Source organism: Novosphingobium mathurense (assembly GCF_900168325.1).
Classification (GTDB): domain Bacteria; phylum Pseudomonadota; class Alphaproteobacteria; order Sphingomonadales; family Sphingomonadaceae; genus Novosphingobium; species Novosphingobium mathurense.
Genome location: NZ_FVZE01000008.1, coordinates 16,000 through 33,597, shown reverse-complemented (window position 1 = coordinate 33,597; position 17,598 = coordinate 16,000). Strand labels below are relative to the sequence as shown.

At 62.7% G+C, this 17,598-nt stretch carries 17 protein-coding genes; 7 read left to right on the top strand and 10 right to left on the bottom strand.

All coding sequences use genetic code 11. The features are described from left to right. The first annotated feature begins 125 nt into the window (after positions 1-125). A complete protein-coding gene (gene gloB / locus B5483_RS18675; protein ID WP_054948329.1) occupies positions 126-890 on the top strand; it encodes a hydroxyacylglutathione hydrolase in 765 nt (254 codons plus the stop codon). A gap of 156 nt (positions 891-1,046) precedes the next feature. Next, positions 1,047-1,358, top strand: a complete 312-nt coding sequence (locus B5483_RS18670) for a hypothetical protein (protein WP_231634829.1) — start codon at positions 1,047-1,049, stop codon at positions 1,356-1,358. 219 nt (positions 1,359-1,577) lie between these two features. Here B5483_RS18670 and B5483_RS18665 read toward each other — a convergent pair whose 3' ends face one another. The 9 genes from B5483_RS18665 to B5483_RS18625 all read right to left on the bottom strand — a co-directional run bounded on the left by B5483_RS18665 (position 1,578) and on the right by B5483_RS18625 (position 9,383). Beyond that, on the bottom strand, positions 1,578-2,411 hold the full coding sequence (locus B5483_RS18665; RefSeq protein ID WP_245829385.1) for a hypothetical protein: 834 nt from the start codon (positions 2,409-2,411) through the stop codon (positions 1,578-1,580). Positions 2,412-2,577: 166 nt separating this feature from the next. Next, positions 2,578-3,165, bottom strand: coding sequence for a F0F1 ATP synthase subunit B (locus tag B5483_RS18660; protein WP_079731515.1), 588 nt, complete (start codon positions 3,163-3,165; stop codon positions 2,578-2,580). Further along, on the bottom strand, positions 3,158-3,652 hold the full coding sequence (locus B5483_RS18655) for a F0F1 ATP synthase subunit B family protein (protein ID WP_054947775.1): 495 nt from the start codon (positions 3,650-3,652) through the stop codon (positions 3,158-3,160). Before B5483_RS18655 ends, B5483_RS18660 begins: the two co-directional genes overlap by 8 nt. Positions 3,653-3,751: 99 nt before the next feature. Continuing rightward, positions 3,752-3,976 (bottom strand): F0F1 ATP synthase subunit C, encoded by a 225-nt coding sequence (locus B5483_RS18650; RefSeq protein WP_007013775.1) that lies wholly within the window; start codon positions 3,974-3,976, stop codon positions 3,752-3,754. Positions 3,977-4,012: 36 nt separating this feature from the next. After that, on the bottom strand, positions 4,013-4,798 hold the full coding sequence (locus B5483_RS18645) for a F0F1 ATP synthase subunit A (RefSeq protein WP_054947781.1): 786 nt from the start codon (positions 4,796-4,798) through the stop codon (positions 4,013-4,015). A gap of 53 nt (positions 4,799-4,851) precedes the next feature. Continuing rightward, positions 4,852-5,172, bottom strand: a complete 321-nt coding sequence (locus tag B5483_RS18640; protein WP_054947774.1) for an AtpZ/AtpI family protein — start codon at positions 5,170-5,172, stop codon at positions 4,852-4,854. Between the two features lie 337 nt (positions 5,173-5,509). Continuing rightward, positions 5,510-5,905 (bottom strand): YdbL family probable chaperone protein, encoded by a 396-nt coding sequence (locus tag B5483_RS18635; RefSeq protein ID WP_054947773.1) that lies wholly within the window; start codon positions 5,903-5,905, stop codon positions 5,510-5,512. Then, the gene (locus tag B5483_RS18630; protein WP_079731573.1) at positions 5,905-6,117 is read right to left on the bottom strand and encodes a YnbE family lipoprotein; all 213 of its coding nucleotides are present in this window, start codon (positions 6,115-6,117) and stop codon (positions 5,905-5,907) included. The genes B5483_RS18635 and B5483_RS18630 overlap by 1 nt, the downstream gene beginning before the upstream one ends. A gap of 71 nt (positions 6,118-6,188) precedes the next feature. Further along, positions 6,189-9,383: an intermembrane phospholipid transport YdbH family protein gene (locus B5483_RS18625; protein ID WP_079731572.1), complete on the bottom strand. Its 3,195-nt coding sequence runs from the start codon at positions 9,381-9,383 to the stop codon at positions 6,189-6,191. 53 nt (positions 9,384-9,436) lie between these two features. Here B5483_RS18625 and radC point away from each other — a divergent pair, with 53 nt between their 5' ends. From radC to B5483_RS18610, 3 genes are all read left to right on the top strand, one after another. Then, positions 9,437-10,204 carry a RadC family protein gene (gene radC, locus B5483_RS18620; RefSeq protein ID WP_079731514.1) on the top strand — a complete coding sequence of 256 codons (768 nt, stop codon included), beginning with the start codon at positions 9,437-9,439 and terminating at the stop codon, positions 10,202-10,204. Between the two features lies 1 nt (position 10,205). Continuing rightward, the gene (locus tag B5483_RS18615; RefSeq protein WP_079731513.1) at positions 10,206-10,940 is read left to right on the top strand and encodes an NRDE family protein; all 735 of its coding nucleotides are present in this window, start codon (positions 10,206-10,208) and stop codon (positions 10,938-10,940) included. A gap of 135 nt (positions 10,941-11,075) precedes the next feature. Beyond that, complete coding sequence (locus tag B5483_RS18610) at positions 11,076-12,869, top strand: SLC13 family permease (protein WP_079731512.1); 1,794 nt, start codon at positions 11,076-11,078, stop codon at positions 12,867-12,869. A gap of 12 nt (positions 12,870-12,881) precedes the next feature. On the opposite strand, the gene B5483_RS18605 is transcribed toward B5483_RS18610, so the two are convergent. Continuing rightward, a complete protein-coding gene (locus B5483_RS18605) occupies positions 12,882-14,057 on the bottom strand; it encodes an aminotransferase (protein WP_079731511.1) in 1,176 nt (391 codons plus the stop codon). Positions 14,058-14,428: 371 nt separating this feature from the next. Here B5483_RS18605 and B5483_RS18600 point away from each other — a divergent pair, with 371 nt between their 5' ends. Together B5483_RS18600 and ftsH are read left to right on the top strand one after the other, a co-directional pair. Beyond that, positions 14,429-15,496, top strand: coding sequence for a sensor histidine kinase (locus tag B5483_RS18600; RefSeq protein ID WP_245829383.1), 1,068 nt, complete (start codon positions 14,429-14,431; stop codon positions 15,494-15,496). A 126-nt stretch (positions 15,497-15,622) separates the two neighbouring features. After that, positions 15,623-17,554, top strand: a complete 1,932-nt coding sequence (ftsH, locus tag B5483_RS18595; RefSeq protein WP_054947777.1) for an ATP-dependent zinc metalloprotease FtsH — start codon at positions 15,623-15,625, stop codon at positions 17,552-17,554. Positions 17,555-17,598: the final 44 nt, after the last annotated feature.

Here is a 17,598-nt window from a genome sequence, read left to right as displayed (position 1 = left end):
CCCGTCAGGGACACCGTAACCACATCACCAAGAGCCCGTCCGGAGCGATCCGGGCGGGCTTTTGCTTTGCCGAACACTTCCGATTACGGACATCATCGCTACATTGATCGACAGGAGAGATCGCGATGCTCGAAGTTCACCAGTTCCCCTGTCTGTCCGACAACTATGGCTTCCTTCTGCACGACCACGACAGCGCGGAAACCGTCTGCATCGACACCCCGGATGCAGACGAATACCTGCGGCAGGCAGGCAAGAAGGGCTGGCAGATTACGCAGATCTGGAACACCCACTGGCACCCTGACCATGCCGGCGGCAATGAGACGATCAAGCGCATCACCAACTGCAGGATCACAGCGCCCGCTGGCGAGACTGGCAAGATCGCCGGGGTGGACCGTACGGTAGGCCAGGGCGACGTCGTCACGATCGGCGACCGCAAGGCCTGTGTCATCGATGTCGGCGGACACACCCTGGGCCATGTCGCCTACCACCTTCCCGGCGCACGCATCGCCTTCGTCGGCGATACCGTCTTTGCCTTGGGTTGCGGCCGCATGTTCGAAGGCACGCCGGCCCAATTCTGGGCGAGCCTGAAGCGGGTGAAGGCCCTTCCCCCCGAAACAATCCTCTATTGCGCGCATGAGTATACTGCGGCCAATGCCAAGTTCGCGGTCCACGCCGATCCCGACAATGCCGAACTGGCCAGCTATGTCGAAGAGATCATGAAGCACCGCGCGCACAATCAGCCGACGGTGCCAATGAAGCTGGAACGCGAATTGGCGACCAATCCCTTCCTGCGCGCAGACGATCCCAAACTGCAGGCGCGTTGGGGCGGCGGCGATGCCGTAGCAACGTTTGCAGCGCTCAGGAACGCCAAGGACAACTTCAGGGGCTGAGAAACCCTGGCGTGGTCCCGTCGCGCGGACTGCGGTACGCAGACGACATTAACGCTTGGCGCGGCGCAAATACCAATTTGAGACTACGCCATCTTGTCGCTTTCCTTGATCCCGCTTGTTTGATCCAATCCACAAGCAGGAAACAGGGAGGCGTAAATGGCACGATCTTTACGCGTTTTGACCGATGGAGGAGAACGGCTTCCAAAGCCGGCAACGTCACTCGACATAGCCGCCGAACTGGGCAAGCTGCTGGTAATGCTTCGCGAAGTCTGTCCGCCCAATGCCGATGTCAGCTTCGACTTTGACGGGCAGCTCCACGTGCGAATCGATGTACGACAGGTCGAGGAAGTCCGACTGATCCAGTCGCTGCTACCCAGCGTGGGCGCGGGCCTGTTCGACAACATCAGCCATGGCCGCACGCCGCACCGGCCATTCTATCACCGCATCAGTGCGGTGGTGATCCACTAGCACGGCTACAACGAGTCCAGCCGGCATCCCGGACCTACGCCAAGGGTCCACTTTTTAGCGAAGCAAAGAGAGACATGAGCCATTCCGGATCATGTCCGAGATGCCGTAAGTTACCCAGTCTTGACGCGCTGATACGCCCCGGATCCCAACGACAAAAAAGCCCCTGCAAAGCAGGGGCCCATTTGTTTGAAGGACGGCTCAAATTTTGAAGCGCAAAATCTAGTTGACGGTAAAGTCGAAGATACGTGCCGTCATGGCTCCCCCAGCCCCGCCACCTGAAAGCGAATAAATGAAGCCATACTCGCCAGGTTCAAGCGCCTTCGAGACCTCCATCACATAAACCCCGGGACGTACCATCTTATGGGTGAACTCGAGGCGGTCCTTGTCCATCACCCCGGTCTTGGCTCCACCAATATTCATACTACCCACTCGAGCTTCCCGGCGTCCCTTCTTCTTCATGAGTTGGACGAGCGTCAATTCTGCTGGCGAGTTTACGACCGTGTTTGCTCCGCTCGCCCATGCCGAACTGTCATTTCCATTCGACTCGGCGGAAAAAAAGTAGAACTTAGGGGTCTGGTTCACAGGAACTTTCGACGTTTCATTCTGGATCGCTGCTTTGACACTCATCGATGCCAAGCCGCCTGTTAGCGCATAACCGAAGATACCACCGGTTTTCGCTTGGTTGGTGACAGTCGGCTCCATCTTCTTCATGCGCGCATTTTCGCCGCCTTCGTAGAAGGCATACAACCCTGCAGGATGCGGCACCGTTGGGTCGGGCGAGACAAGCGACGGCGCTACCGTCTTGACGTAGCGATTGCCGATGATTGCAGCGATGATTTCCGAGGATACGCCCTGGTCCTTGAGCGCAATCATCTCATCGGTCGAAAGATCAAAATCAACTTTGTCGGCTTCAATTTTCGCGACGATGGCCGCATCACCTATACCGACACGACTTAACTGCAGCACCGATTGCTTCGACAACGGCTCAGCACTTCCAGAAATCGGGCATACCAAAAGGCCGAGTCCAGCCAGCCAAGCAGTCAGATTTTTCATTTTACCCCCTACATTCGACCATCGAACCCCGATCAATGGCTAATAAGTATGGCTATATTGCAGGGCATGAAAAACTGAAGCGCTTGTGACGGTTAAATTTTTCTCACAACAAAAAAGCCCCCGCAAACGCAGGGGCTTTCTCTGTTTGTGCTACCGGCAACCGGGCTCAGATAGAGCCGATGGCCCGATCCACGAAAGCCTTGTCGGCTTCGGCCGAATGATTGGCCTTGATCAGAACCCGGGCCGAAGCAGCAGCGGCAGCCGCGGCTCGGTTCTGCAGATCGGTGACGGCCGCACGTTCGGCAGCGCCGATCTTGTCCTGCGCCATCTTCTCGCGGCGCACGATCACATCGGCGGTGTCCTTCTCCGCCTTGGCGACAATCGCCTCGGCTTCGTGACGGGCATGCTCGATCATCGCCGCCGCATCCTTTTCGGCGTTGGCGATCTTGTCGGCGTATTCCTTGCGCAGGGCTTCTGCCTCGGCGCGAAGGACCTTGGCCTCCTCGAGCTGTGCCTTGATATCGGCGATCTTGGAGTCGAGCCCACCGGCGATCATCTTCGGCAGGCCCTTCCACAGGGCGATCAGGAGCAGCACGAGCATAGACGCACTGACAACCGCGACCGGCGGGGCAATGCCCAGCAGCAGAGGTTCGGCGTGATGCTCCACGGTGGCGTGGGCATCCACAGCGCCGGTCACTTCAGCGGCTTCGTGGGCGAGGCCCTGTTCGACCGAAGGTGAGACGTTCTCAGCCATGGACCAGGTTCTCCTTCACGGTCGAACGGACCGCTGCATCGTCGAGAGACAGGCCAGCGATGCGGCTGACGATGTCGCGGGTCGCATCGGCGGCCACGTCCTCGATCTCGGCGGCCGCCGAATTGCGGGCCTCCGCGATACGGTCTTCGGCTTCGGCCAGCTTCGTGTCGATCACGGACTGGGCGGCGGCAAGACGCTGCTCGGTAGCGGCAGCAGCCTTGGTGCGGGCCTCGGCGATCAGGGCCTGAGCCTCGGCGCGATTGGTGTTTTCACGCACGCGCCATGCTTCCTCTTCCTCATTGGCCTGCTTGCGCGCACGCTCTGCAGCGATGAGGTCGTCGGAAATCTGTTTGTCGCGCTGCGCAACCGTATCCATCACCTTCGGCACCATGCCCCGTCCAACGACGAAGAAGGTGAAACCGAAGAAGACCAGGAGCCAGAAGATCTGGCTGGAATAGGTCGCGGCTAGCTGTTCGATCTGAGGCATTGGTCAGCCCTGTCTCGAGGTGGCCGGTAAAAAACTTGCCCCCGCTGGCCGGCCGCTTCACCAAAGGGCGTTGGCGGCCGGTGCGGGGTTTGCGCGCGATCAGGCGAAGATCAGCAGCGCGGCAACAACGAACGAAAGCAGACCGAGAAGCTCGGCACCGGCGAAGCCGATGAAGAGACGGCCCTGCTGCGCGTCGGCAGCACCGGGGTTGCGCAGCGCGCCTTCGAGGAACTTAGCGAAAACGCTACCCACGCCGATCGAGGCGAGACCGCAACCGATAGCGGCGAGACCAGCACCAAGCAGCTTTGCAGCTTCTGCGTCCATTTCAAAAACTCCCTTTGGTAAACTTGAAGGATAAAATCAGTGAAGGTTCTCTGCGTCGTTCAGATAGACGCAGGTGAGAAGAGCGAAGACGTAAGCCTGAATCCCGGCCACGAGCAGTTCCAGCGCGCAGATGCCGACCATCAGCACGAAGCTGGGCAGACCGGCGATGGCGAACAGGGCGATGTTTGCGTTGCCCGAGCTGATCACGAAGCTGGAGAGCACTTCGAGCAGGACGTGGCCGGCCATCATCGCAACGAAGAGTCGCAGACCGAGGCTGAACGGACGCACCAGGAACGAGATGAGTTCGACGAAGAAGATCGGAACAACCATCACCGCGGGCGTACCGTGCGGCACGAAGAGCGAGAAGAAGTGCAGCTTGTGCTTCACGAAGCCGACGATGAGCACGATCGAGAACGACAGGATCGAGAGCACGCCGGTGGCCGAGAAGTGGCTCGTGAACGTGAAGGGATGCAGGCCGATCACGCCGAGCGGCAGCAGGCCCAGGAAGTTCGCGAAGAGAATGAACATGAACAGCGAGAAGATGTACGGAACGTACTTCTTGCCGTTGGGGCCGACGTTGGCGGCCAGCATGCCATCGACGAAACCGGTGAAGGTTTCGACCGCCATCTGCCAGCGACCCGGCACGAGCTGGCGCTTGGCACCACCCGCAACGAATATCAGCAGGGCGACGGTGGCAATGGCCATCCACAACGCACTGTTCGTAAAGGCGATGTTGTAACCCGCGATATTCCAGCCATCCGAGCCGAACAACGGCTGGATGCTGAACTGATGCATCGGATCGACCTTCGCTTCGGCTGCCACGCGAATTTCCCTGTCGCCAATGAACGACAGCGCCCTGTTCACCCCCCGTTGGGTCAATTCGGGCGCTGGTTCGAATTCCGTATAATATTTCTGAAGGCGACGAAGATTCCGAAGAACAACATCACCAACAGTCCCCAGGGCGAGGTCCCGGCAAAGTGATCAATCACCCAGCCAAGGAACAAGCCACCGGCGACACCTCCCAGCAAGTCGGCCAGGACGCGGTTTCCGGCGCGATAGCTCGCATCCGATTCCACGCCTCCGACCGGCTTGTGACGCTGCTCTTCCCGCTCGCGAAGGGCTTTCAGCCTTTCGTCCAGCGAATCGATGCGGGCGTCTTCACCGACAGGGTCCCGTGCGTTCGGCTCGTCGCTCATGCCTTCCCCTTCGTGTTTGCACTCAGTCGTGCTCTCACCCGGTTTGATCGACACAATCAACGGCTGCCCGCCGAGGGCGCCGCCCCCTTAGGGTGGGGGATTTGCCGAGTCAACCGTACCGCGCGTGGCACTCTGCAGTTGCAGACACAGTATCGACGCACATCTGCGGAATGCGCGCAAGAAGCCTAGTACCAATTGCCGATGTCGTAGCAATAGGGCTGCGGCAATCCACAGGGCATCGCGCAATTGAAAAGGGGCTGCAGGGCGCGTTTGCCTTGCAACCCCTTTTCCAATTCGAATCACAAATTCGCGGTCGGCTCGATCGCCCGGGAAAGAATTACGGGCAGCGCGGATCGCGAGCCGGCGCTCCGCCATCGCGGGTCTTCCAAGAGCCATCGGGCGCCTGATACTTTTCACCGGGCTTGGTTTCGAGAATCAGGCGGCAAGCGGTCGCGAAGGCATATTCCTCGATCGTGCTCTTGCCCGCGGCCTTCTCGGTATAGACGGCACGCCGCTTGTTGTTGAGGTCCTTGACCATGGCGCGAACGTCGGCCGGCGCATTGCCTATCACACCGAGGTAGCCATCGGTCTGTTCGCCCACCTGCCCCGCGGCGCGCGCAGCGGCGTAGGCCGGATCGCGATTCTGGGCGAAAGCCGCGCTGCCGGCACCCAGCGCCAACACGGCACCGGCGATGCCGATTGCGGCGACAGACTTGCGGATCGGACTTGCCATCAGAAAATCTCCGGGTTCTCGTCGATCGTGTTGGCCGCGTCCGCAGCCAACTTGTAGATCACTTCCTGCCTTATGTTGATGTTCAGCTCGATCACGATCGGCTTGTCGGGTGCGGAAACGTTGATGCACCCCCCAAGCGTCGGGACCGTTCCCAACACCACCATCGCGGCGCATACGGCGCGCCAACCGGACCGGGGCTTCCCCTGCTGCATCGTCAACTCCCCTCGGCCGAACATGGCAGGGTATGTTGCAGCCGGAACGCTTCCGGTCAATTCGCAGGATTTCATGGATTATTCTCGCTGACTGGAGGCTGAATGGCGATGGATGGAGGCCGCGGCCTCACTTTCCCGTCCCGGTCGATCAGACCGAGTGTTCGCGGATCGGTGAGATAAGTCGGATCGTAAAGCGAGCGCATCGAGCCGAACAGGCTGAAGAACGGCGCCTTGATGTTGAGAATGAAGCGAATCGGCAACTTGGCGACCTGCCTGGTCAGGAAATTGCTTTTCGCCCCCGAACCCTGGCTCAGTCCGTCGAAACTGATGCGGGTCACTATCTCGCCCGAAAGCGAACCGCCGAGCCCGATTTCCATACTCTTGTAGTCGACCGACCTGAGGGCGTTGAAAGCGAAGTTACCCATCGCCGAAAGGTCCTTGTAGGTCAGCGCGCCGATATAGGAGACATTTCCACCCGGCTCGCGCGACTTGAGGTAACCGTTTTCGATCCTTCCACCGTCCTCGTCGAAGACCAGCGGCAGTTCGCCGTCGAACACGCCTGTCGCATTGATGTTGGAAAGCTCCAGGTGCTGGACGAAGGTCGCCGCATCGAGCCCGGAGACCTTGAGGGTATAATTGCGCGTCTCGGCAACGCCGATGCGCATGCGTGCCGGTTCCAGCGTCAGCGTGCCGTCCATGAAAGGCCAGCGCGCACCGTTCACCACCAGCAGGTAGTCGGGCTTCATCTCGAAGGAGAGAACGCCGTCGTTCACTTCGATGCCCGGATTGATGGAGGCGATCTTGAGCTTCTGGTCCGGCGCAGTGACGAGACCGAGCAGGTCTGTGAAACGCACTTCGCCGGAGAGCCCCTTCACAGGACCGAAAGCAGCCGCAAAGTCCACGCCGTCGGTGGCGAAGCGGCCATGACTGGTGACGCCCTTCTCGTTCCAGTCGATGCGACCTGTGCCATGGACCGATCCTTCGAGGTTGGAGACCACGCCCAGCGCGAGATGGGAAAGCGTGTCTGCCTGCAGTGTCTTGTCGAAAGTGATGCCATCGACCTTCAGGTCCGCGTGGCCGCTGGCATCCATGAGATTGTGGACGATATCGGCACGCACGACCTCGCGATCCGAACGCGGCTCGCGCATCACCGCCTCGGCCGTGATCACGCTGTCGGCAAGGCGCAGGGTTGCATCGCGGGCGACGACAGGCTCGAAGCGTGCGACCTTCTCACGGTCGACCAGCGTGAAGCGCGCCTTGTCGATGGTCAGGACGCCATCGGTATAACGCCAGTCGCCGGCGGTCTGATGCAGGTCGAGCGGCACCGCATAGAGCGCAATGTCGGCCTCATCGAACGTGCCGCCGATGTCCTTGCCGACCAGTGCATCGAGGTGCGTGATCCTGAATTTCGAGGCACTGTCCGCAGGCCCGAGTTCGACGTCGAGGGCCTTGGCCGAAACCGCGCCGGGATTCGATCCTTTCCGGGCATAGCCGATGGGGCCGCTGGCGAGACGGATCGGCGTTTCTCCCAGGTGCCCGGCAAGGTCGAGCGCAGGAACGCCCGCGGCCACCTCGAAGCGACCGGAGCGACTGCGCACGATAGGACCGCCTGCTGCAGGGCAGACCTGCAGATTGCGCTTGTCGATTGTCAGGTTGGCAAAGGCGAGCCGGTCGAAGCCGATCGTCGTGCAGCGTGGCCAGACGGTCAGGTCACCGTTTGCGGCCCAGTCGCCGTCGATCGGCAGGATCAGGTTGTCCGCCCTGCCCCCCGGCAAGGCACCCGTCAGCCGGGCACTGCCCGAAAAGCCGAACGAACCATTGCTGGACTGGACGAGATCCAGCGCGGGCACGGCAAGGCGTGTGTCGCCCGCGCGATACTCGGGCATCTCGACATGCATCGAAAGCCCTCCGTTCGCACCGGATTCCATGCGCCCCGCGATGCTCGGCAGGCCCTGACCGCCAGTCGCGAAATTGCCGGTCAGGCGCGGCGCACCTTCGGAGAACATCGCCTGCACGCGCGAAAGCGTCAGCAGGGCCTTGCCGCTACCGCCGCGTACGGAACCGCGCGGGACGACGAGGCTCATACCCTCGGGCGAATGGCGCAGGATCAGGCTGGCCTCGACCGTGCTCCCCCGCGTCTCGCGCTGGAGCGCCCCGCGAACCTGGCGCGCAATCGGACCGAGAAACGTGCCTTCGCCCGAACGCGCCGCATCGGCGAGCGACCGGTCGAGCTGAACGCCGAGCGCCAGCCCCTTGCCCGAAAGTTCGCTTTCGACATCGAGCCGCTCGATGCCTGCATTCGAACGCACCCGACCGTCTATCGCCAGGCTCGCCATCCGCGCCTGCGGCGTTGCAAGGCCACGCACAGCAAGGTCGTAGCGGGAGTTGAGGGTCTCCTTGCGGTAGCTGACCTGCGCCTTGCCCGATGCCCCGTCGAAGCGATTGCTGGCATAGTGGCCCTGCCCGGCGGTCAGACCGATGCTGCCTTTCCCGCCGTCGAGCGCCTTGTCGAAAGTGAAGTCGATCTTCGCTGCGGCGTTGGCGAGCGCCAGATCCTGTTCCGCGCAAGCAAGGCGCGCGAACCGCAAAGGCCCTGCAAAGCGCGGCCTTTCCGAGGCAATCGAGATCTTTCCGTAAAGGCTGGCCTTGCCGGTCTTGCAACCCGCCATTGTCAGGCTGGGCGCTACTGCCGCCAGTTCTCCCGCGAAACCATCGCGCAAGGGCCCCTGCCCCTCTATCCGCACCCCGATCCGGCCCCGGTCGCTATCGATGAGCCCACGCCCGTCAACGATCTTGAGATCGTAGTCGGGCATCGCGAAAGGCTCCTTGCTTCCCGTGAACAGCACCTTGTCGAGCGTGCCGAAGCTGGGGCGATTGCCATGCAGCGTGCCATAGAGACGCGGCCTGACCAGCGTGATCCGCCCGATCCCGGGAATGCCCCAGTTCAGGCGCGTGCGGACGCGGATTTCCTCGATGGTGAGATCCGGTTTGGCCGGATCGCCGATCGAGAGGTTGCGGATAACCTGTTCGGAGGGACCGATGCTCACGACTTCGTACCGCGCAGGCAAGCCCAGCGAATCGAGCTGGCCGGCAATCACGTTGTCGGCAATATCCTCGCGCAGGATCCAGATGCCTCCGCCCGCTGCCGCAGCAAGCGCCAGGACGCCCGCCAGGGGCGCGCGCCAGCGTCGCCGCCGCCGGGCTTCTCCCGGTAACGGTTCAGGTGTCTCGATCCCTTCGACATGCTGGTCTTCGTCTTGCGCCATCCGCTCCATCACTTGCGCTGGCCGTGCCAGAAAGGCAATTGTTTGTACAAGATATGCCAGACCAAGCCCCACTCTTCGATGAACGCGGCGCCCATTCCGGCGAAGGAACGGTGCAAGGCGAAGCCGCGCGAGAAAACGGCACGACACTCGGCAACGATCCTGCAGGGCATCGCGCACGGCTTCGCAAGCGGCTGATCGAGGGTGGAGACGAGGCTCTGGCAGATCATGAGGTGATTGAACTCCTGCTGATGCAGGCCGTTCCCCGCCGTGACATGAAGCCACTGGCCCGCAGCCTGCTCCAGCGCTTCGGATCTCTGGCTGGGGTTCTGCAGGCCCCGCCGCGGACGCTCGCCGCGCATCCCGGCATGGGCGAGGCCAGCGCCGTCGCGCTGCGCATCGCCACGGTCGCCGCCACGCGCCTGGCCCGGCAGAAAGTGCGCGAGGCGCCGGTGATCGGATCGTGGCAGGCCCTGATCGACTACCTGACCATCGACATGGCCCATCTCACCCTGGAACGCGTGCGCGTTCTCTACCTCAATGCAAAGAACATGCTGATCCTCGACGATCTCGTCGGCGAAGGTTCGATCGACGAGGCGGCGATCCACCCGCGCGAGGTGATCCGACGGGCCCTCGACCTGGGAGCGACGGCGCTGATCATCGTCCACAACCACCCCTCCGGCTCACCCGAGCCCAGCCGCGCCGACATCGACGTCACCAACCGCATCGCCGAGGCCGGAAGGCTGCTTGGCGTCACCGTCCACGATCATGTCGTGATCGGCCGCGAAGGGCACGTCAGCCTGCGCGCCAAGGGCCTGATCTGAGATGTGCGTCGCCGCTCTCGCCTGGAACGCGCACCCCGACTGGCTGCTCGTCGCCGTGGGCAACCGCGACGAATTCCACGCTCGCCCGACCGCACCGCTGGCGCACTGGAACGATGGCAGCGGGATCATTGCCGGCAAGGACCTGCTGGGCGGCGGCACCTGGCTCGGCCTCAACGAGGCGGGACGTTTCGCATTACTGACCAACTATCGCGTGCCGGAAGGCTCCCGACCAGACAGGCCGAGCCGGGGAAAGCTCGTCACTGACCTTCTCGAGGGCCTCGAACCGGAAGGCGTGACGCAGATGAACGCTTTCAATCTCGTCGAAGCGAACCACGGCGAGGCTCGGTTCCGAACCAACTATCCGCGCCTCGAAATCCGGCGCCTGACGCGTGGCATCCACGGCCTGTCGAACGGCGGCTTCGACGTACCCTGGCCCAAGACCGCCCAGTTGCAGCAGGCCTTGGCGGCATGGCTGGAGCAATCCGACGCGGACATCGCGCCGCTGCTTGCCAGCCTGCGATCGGATACGCCGCCGGATGGAACTCTGCCGATCGGGGACGGACCCGAGCCGCAATTTGCGCCGATTTTCATCCGGAATGAAACCTATGGCACGCGGTGCAGCACCGTTCTGACGATTGCGCGAGACGGCCGTGGCCTGATCCACGAACGCAGCTTTTCCGCCGCGGGCGAGGTTACCGGGGACCTGACCATCGCCTTTCGCTGGCCGCTTGCGTAACCGCGCGAAGCGTCCGGAACCACAATTGCGTATCGACCCGGAAAACTTTTCTTTTCTTGCGCATCCACGGTTTGCCGGTAACTCCTCGCCTTAGGGAATGCACTCCCGGGTGCGGCGTGTAGAACGGGGATAACGATGATCTTCGGAATCGATGCGGGCTCGCCGGCCATCATGGCCGTGCTCCTGCTCCTGCTGTTCCTGGCCTTCGCGTTCGAAGTGGCCGCGCCTGAAGTCGTTGCGCTCGTGCTCGTGTCCGTCCTGCTCGTACTGGGCGTGCTCTCGACCGATGACCTGCTCGATTCGATGGGCAATCCCGCACCGCTGACCATCGCCTGCATGTTCATCGTCTCGTCCGCGATGGTGCGCACCGGCGCGCTCGATCTCATGGCCAGCAAGATCACCGGGCTGGGCAAGCGGCGGCCGACACTGGCCATTGCGGTTTTCCTTGCGACGATTGCGACGCTTTCGGCGTTTACCAACAACACCCCGCTGGTGATGATGATGATCCCGGTCGGCATGGCGCTGGCCAAGGAACTGCGCATCGCGCCGTCGAAGATCCTGATGCCGATTTCCTTCGCGGCCGTCCTTGGCGGCACCGTGACGCTGCTGGGTACCTCGACCAACATTCTCGTCGACGGCGTTGCCCGCAAGGCCGGCCTGGCGCCCTTTTCGATCTTCGAGATTGCTCCGGTCGGCGCGGTTGTCGCCATTGCCGGCGTTATCTGGCTGGCCATCAGCCACCGCCTCCTGCCCGACCGCCAGACCGTCGCCGGGCTGACCACGCAAGGCGAGAACAAGCGCTTCATCGTCTCGATCTTCGTCGAGGCCGGATCGCCCTACATCGGACAGAACCCGCGCGAGATCGACCTGCTTTCGCGGTCCGAGCGACGGCTGGTCGACGTCCTGCGCGACGATGTCTCACTGCGTCGCGACTTCGATCGCTGCCAACTGGAAGAAGGCGACATCCTTGTCGTGCGCACGTCCGCCGCAGACCTCATGACGATCAAGGAACGCGGCGACCACGCGCTCACCGATTCGTCGGCCGATCCGCACGTTGTCCAGTTGTCCTCGCGCAACTCGGTCATGGTCGAGACGCTGCTGGCCCCCGGCGCCGGGATCATCGGCCACACCCTTGCCGACCTGCGCCTGCGCCGCCGCTACGGCGTCTATCCCATCGCCCTGCACCGCAAGGGCACCAACCTGCAGAAGCGCTATGAGGACGTACCGCTGCAGGTGGGCGACACCCTGCTCCTCGAAGGCGCGCAGGAGGACCTGCGCAGGCTCGTCGAGGACCAGCAGCTGGTCAACATTGCCGAGCCGACGATTCGCGGCTTCCGGCGCAACAAGGCCTGGATCGCGGTTGCCACCATGCTCGGCATCGTCGTGGCCGCATCATTCAATGTCATGCCGTTGGCAGGCCTTGCGGTGCTGGGCGTCGCGATAGTGCTGGGCTGCCGGTGCGTTGAGCCGGACGAAGCCTTCAAGTCGGTCGACTGGCGCATCATCGCCCTGATCATTGCCATGCTTTCGATCGGCACCGCACTGGAAAAGACCGGATTGGTCGAAACGGTCGTGCAGCTCGCCACCCCGTGGCTCGGCACGATGGGACCGATAGTCGCGCTGGCCGCGATCTACCTGCTCAGCCTGGTCCTGACCGAACTTGTCACCAACAACGCAGTGGCCATCGTGGTGACGCCGATCGGCATCCACCTCGCCCAGGCGCTGGGCGTCGATCCGCGACCCTTCGCCGTTGCCGTGATGTTCGCCGCCTCCGCAAGCTTCCTCACGCCGATCGGGTACCAGACCAACACTCTGGTCTATGGCGCGGGCGGTTACCGCTTCTCCGACTTCTACAAGTACGGCTTCCCGCTCACCGCGCTCGTCGCGATCACCACGCTGATCATGATACCGCTGATCTGGCCGCTTTGACGCCAAGGCCCGTTAGGTCAGGTTGAGCCGGAATGCCGCGAGCCGCGCAACCGCTTCGTCGAGAACCGCGTCCGGCTTGGTAAAGCAGAAGCGCACGATGTGCTCGGGCCTCCCCTCGCCTGCATAGAGCGCAGAGACCGGGATCGTCGCCACGCCAGCCTCGCGGATCGCGCGTTCGGCGAATTCGCGATCACCCGTGTGCAGTCCGGAAGCGGTCAGGTCGACACAGAGGAACCAGGTCGCCCGATTGGGCAGGACGATAAATCCGGCCCGGTCCAACCCTGCCATGAGCCTGGCGCGCGAAGCGGCCCAGGCCGCGCGCTGTTCGTCCAGCATCGCAACAGGCAAGGTCAGCCCCTCGGCCACCGCCCACTGCAGCGGCGGGGCGCTGGCATAAGTCAGGAACTGGTGCGCATGGACCAGACCGTGGCCGACTTCGCCCCTGCCGACCATCCACCCGATCTTCCATCCGGTCACGCCGAAGATCTTGCCAGCGGAGCCGATCTTCACGCAGCGCTCGGCCATGCCCTCGAAGCTCATGAGCGAACGGTGAGGCTGGCCGTCGAAGCGGACCTCCTCCCAGACCTCGTCACAGATTGCCACGAGATCGCGGTCGACGCAGATCCGGGCGATCGCCGCCAATTCTTCCTCGCCCGCCACTGTACCGGCCGGATTGAGCGGATCGTTGAGGATCAGTAGCCGTGTCCTCTCCGTCAGCGCCTCCTCGATCGCCGAAGTCTCATAGCGGAAACGGGGCGGCTTCAGGGGCACCGAAACCGGCACGCCGCCTGCCCTCAGGACCATCGGGGCATAGGCATCGTAGGCAGGCTGGAACAGCACGACCTCGTCGCCGGGCTTCACGAGGGCCAGCAACGATGCTGCAATTGCCTCGGTAGCTCCGGAGGTTACGGTCACATCCTGCGGAGAAACCTCAAGTGCCTGTCGCCGCGCATAGTAAGTGCAAACCGCCTCACGAAGTTCGGGAAGTCCGGCGCCGGGAGGATACTGGTTCGATTTCTCGCGCAAGGCGCGCACCGCGGCCTCGATGACCGGTGCAGGGCCGGGACCGTCGGGGAAACCCTGCCCGAGGTTGATTGCCCCGGTTTCACGCGCAAGCGCCGACATCCGGTCGAAGACGGTCCGTTCCATCTGCGCATAGACGGGATGGATCCGGCCGGGTGACGTCATGGCGGTACTGCTCCTTCGCGCAAGAAAAGATCCGTCAAAGCCCTTGCTTTCAGGCTGCTTTTCGGACGGTGCGCCATAGCCTTCGTCCCGTCGCAATGCACGCGCGGAAGAAATGCCATTGCTGCGAACTTCACCAGGACCTTCAGATTAAATGTCTGAAATATCCGGGCAAGAACAAGCCCGCATTGATCCTGTCGCGCCCCAATCGAAGCTTCGTATGGGAACCTGACCGATCCTCGAACGTCTTTGGGCATGACGCAAGATGAAGCATGGCGATGGAATTCCAGGCGAATCGTCCTCGCCGAGACCGCCAGAGCAATGTGCGGTCAGAATCGGCAGGGCTCTTCCGTGCCAACGCGATAGGGAATGACTTGAGCAAGATCAGCCGCTTCACCGAACGCCTGCCGCTGCTGAACGGCATGCCAATGGTGCAATATGGCGTAACGCTTGCGCTCTGCATGTTCGCCTTGCTTCTGCGCTGGGAACTCGATGGCGCCTTCCCGCCAGGCTACCCTTACCTTACGTTCTTTCCGGCCGTCATCATCTCCTCGTTTCTCTTCGGCCCCCGCCCCGGCATCGTGGGAGCCTTGGTCTGCGGCCTGTTCGCCTGGTATTTCTTCATTCCGCCGCGTCAGTCATTCGGCGGCGACGGCGGAACCGTGACCGCCCTGCTGTTCTACGCCGGTGTCGTCGCGGTAGACATCAGCCTCGTCCACCTGATGCAGGCGGCAAACGGCAGGCTTCTCGCCGCACGGGAAAACGTGCGCGAACTCGCCGAAGAACGCGGGCGCCTTGCCGAACGCAGCGACCTGCTGTTTCAGGAGATGCAGCACCGTGTGGGCAACAACCTGCAGATGATCGCCGCGGTGCTGTCCCTGCAACTGCGCGGCCTCCATGAGCCAACCGCCAGAAGCGCACTTTCGGACGCGGTCTCGCGTCTGCAGGTGATCGGCCGTATCCAACGCCAGCTCTATCGCCCCGATGGCGAACTGATGCCGCTCGACCGTTTCATCAGCGAAGTCGTGGGCCAGCTCATGCTCTCCAACGGCAGGCCCGGCATTGCCTGCAAGATCGAGGCCGAGTCCGGTATCGTTCTCAAGCCCAATAGCGCCGTCCCCCTTGCCCTGATTCTCTCCGAGGCCGTCGCCAATGCCCTCGAACACGGGCTGCGAGATCGGGAGAGCGGAACGATTCTCGTCAAGGCGCACCGGTACGACGAGGCCATTCACCTGTCGGTGGAGGATAACGGGCACGGCCTGCCGGAGGGCTTCGATCTCGACGGGGCGGACAGCGTCGGGCTTCGCATCTCGCGTCTGCTCAGCCAGCAGCTCGATGGCCAAATGGCACTGGAAAACAGGAATTCTTCTCCAGAATCCGCCGGTGCGCGGATGACCGTGATCCTGCCGGCGTCCCAGATGCGCGCCACCCAAAACGCCTAGCGATGACCCGAGGCGCAGCCATCGCCCCCAACGACCTGTCGATTCGATCAGTCGATACGGCTTCGCTAACTTGCGATTCAGCCATCCGCGCTTACATTGGCGGTCGAAAGGACGGTTTATCCGACAATGAACGACGACCAGCCCAACGGTAATCCCTGGGTCAAGAGCCTCCTCGTCTGGGGTGGCATCTTCCTTGCCCTGCTCATGGTTGTTTCCATGTTCAGCTCGCGCAGCGATGCAGGACCGATGATTCCCTACTCCGATTTCCGTGCCAAGGTTGCCGAAGGCAGCGTCATGGCGGTCGAGATCGGCGAAGAGCGCATCGACGGCCAGATGAAGAACGGCGACACGTTCTCCACCGTGCCCGTGCCCGGCGATACCACGCTGACACAGCTGCTCCAGGCCAACGACGTCAAGTATGCCGGCAAGGCGCCCGAGGAAGGCAACCTGCTGGTCTACATCCTGGCGCAGACCCTGCCCTTCCTGCTGATTGTCGGCATAGCCTTCTTCGCGCTGCGCCAGGTTCAGAAGGGCGGCGGCTCAGGTGCGATGGGCTTCGGCAAATCGAAGGCCAAGCTGCTTACCGAACGGTCGGGCCGCGTCACCTTCGCGGACGTCGCCGGCATCGACGAAGCGCGTGAGGAGCTGGAGGAAATCGTCGAGTTCCTGCGCGATCCTTCGCGCTTTTCCAAGCTCGGTGGCCAGATACCAAAGGGCGCGCTGCTGGTCGGCTCGCCCGGCACCGGCAAGACCCTGCTTGCCCGCGCCATCGCGGGTGAAGCGGGCGTACCCTTCTTCACCATCTCCGGTTCGGACTTCGTCGAAATGTTCGTGGGCGTCGGCGCCAGCCGTGTGCGCGACATGTTCGAGCAGGCCAAGAAGAACGCTCCGTGCATCGTCTTCATCGACGAAATCGACGCGGTGGGCCGTCACCGCGGCCATGGCCTCGGCAATTCGAACGACGAGCGCGAGCAGACGCTGAACCAGCTGCTGGTCGAGATGGACGGCTTCGAAGCCAACGAAGGCATCATCATCATCGCGGCGACCAACCGTCCGGACGTGCTCGACCCGGCGCTGCTGCGCCCGGGCCGTTTCGACCGCCAGGTCGTGGTACCGGTTCCCGACATCGAGGGCCGCGAGAAGATTCTCGAAGTCCACATGAAGAAGGTGCCGCTCGCCCCCGACGTCAATCCGCGCGTCATCGCCCGCGGCACGCCGGGTTTCTCGGGCGCGGACCTGGCCAACCTCGTCAATGAGGCCGCCCTGCTCGCCGCGCGTCGCAACAAGCGACTCGTTGCCATGCAGGAGTTCGAGGACGCCAAGGACAAGGTCATGATGGGGGCTGAACGCCGCTCCATGGTGATGACCGACGACGAGAAGAAGATGACTGCCTATCACGAGGCCGGCCACGCGATCGTCTCGCTCAACGAGGAAGCCTCGGACCCGATCCACAAGGCCACGATCATCCCGCGCGGCCGCGCGCTGGGTATGGTCATGCGCCTTCCGGAACGCGATTCCTACTCGTATCACCGTGACAAGATGCTTGCGAATCTCTCGGTCGCGATGGGCGGCCGCGTCGCCGAGGAACTCATCTTCGGACATGACAAGGTCTCCAGCGGCGCCTCGTCGGACATCCAGTACGCCACGAGCCTGGCCCGCAACATGGTCACCAAGTGGGGCATGTCGGACAAGCTCGGCCCGCTGCAGTACGAGGAACAGCAGGAAGGCTACCTTGGCATGGGCGGTTCGCATCGCCTGATGGCCTCGGACGAAACCAACAAGCTGATCGACAGCGAGATCCGCCTGCTGGTCGATACGGCCCATGCGCGCGCCACGCAGATCCTCAACGACAAGAACGAGGAACTGCACCTGCTCGCCAATGCCATGCTCGAGTACGAGACGCTGTCGGGCGACGAGATCAAGCAACTCATGGATACCGGCAAGATCGACCGGCCCAGCGAGCCCAGCGGCAAGGGCAAGCCCACACGCGCCACCGGATCCTCGATCCCCAAGGCAGGCAAGCGCTACTCCGGAGGCGCGGCACCGCAAGGGGCCTGATCCGACGGATCGATATCGCGGTTTTCCCTCGGGAAAATGCAGGA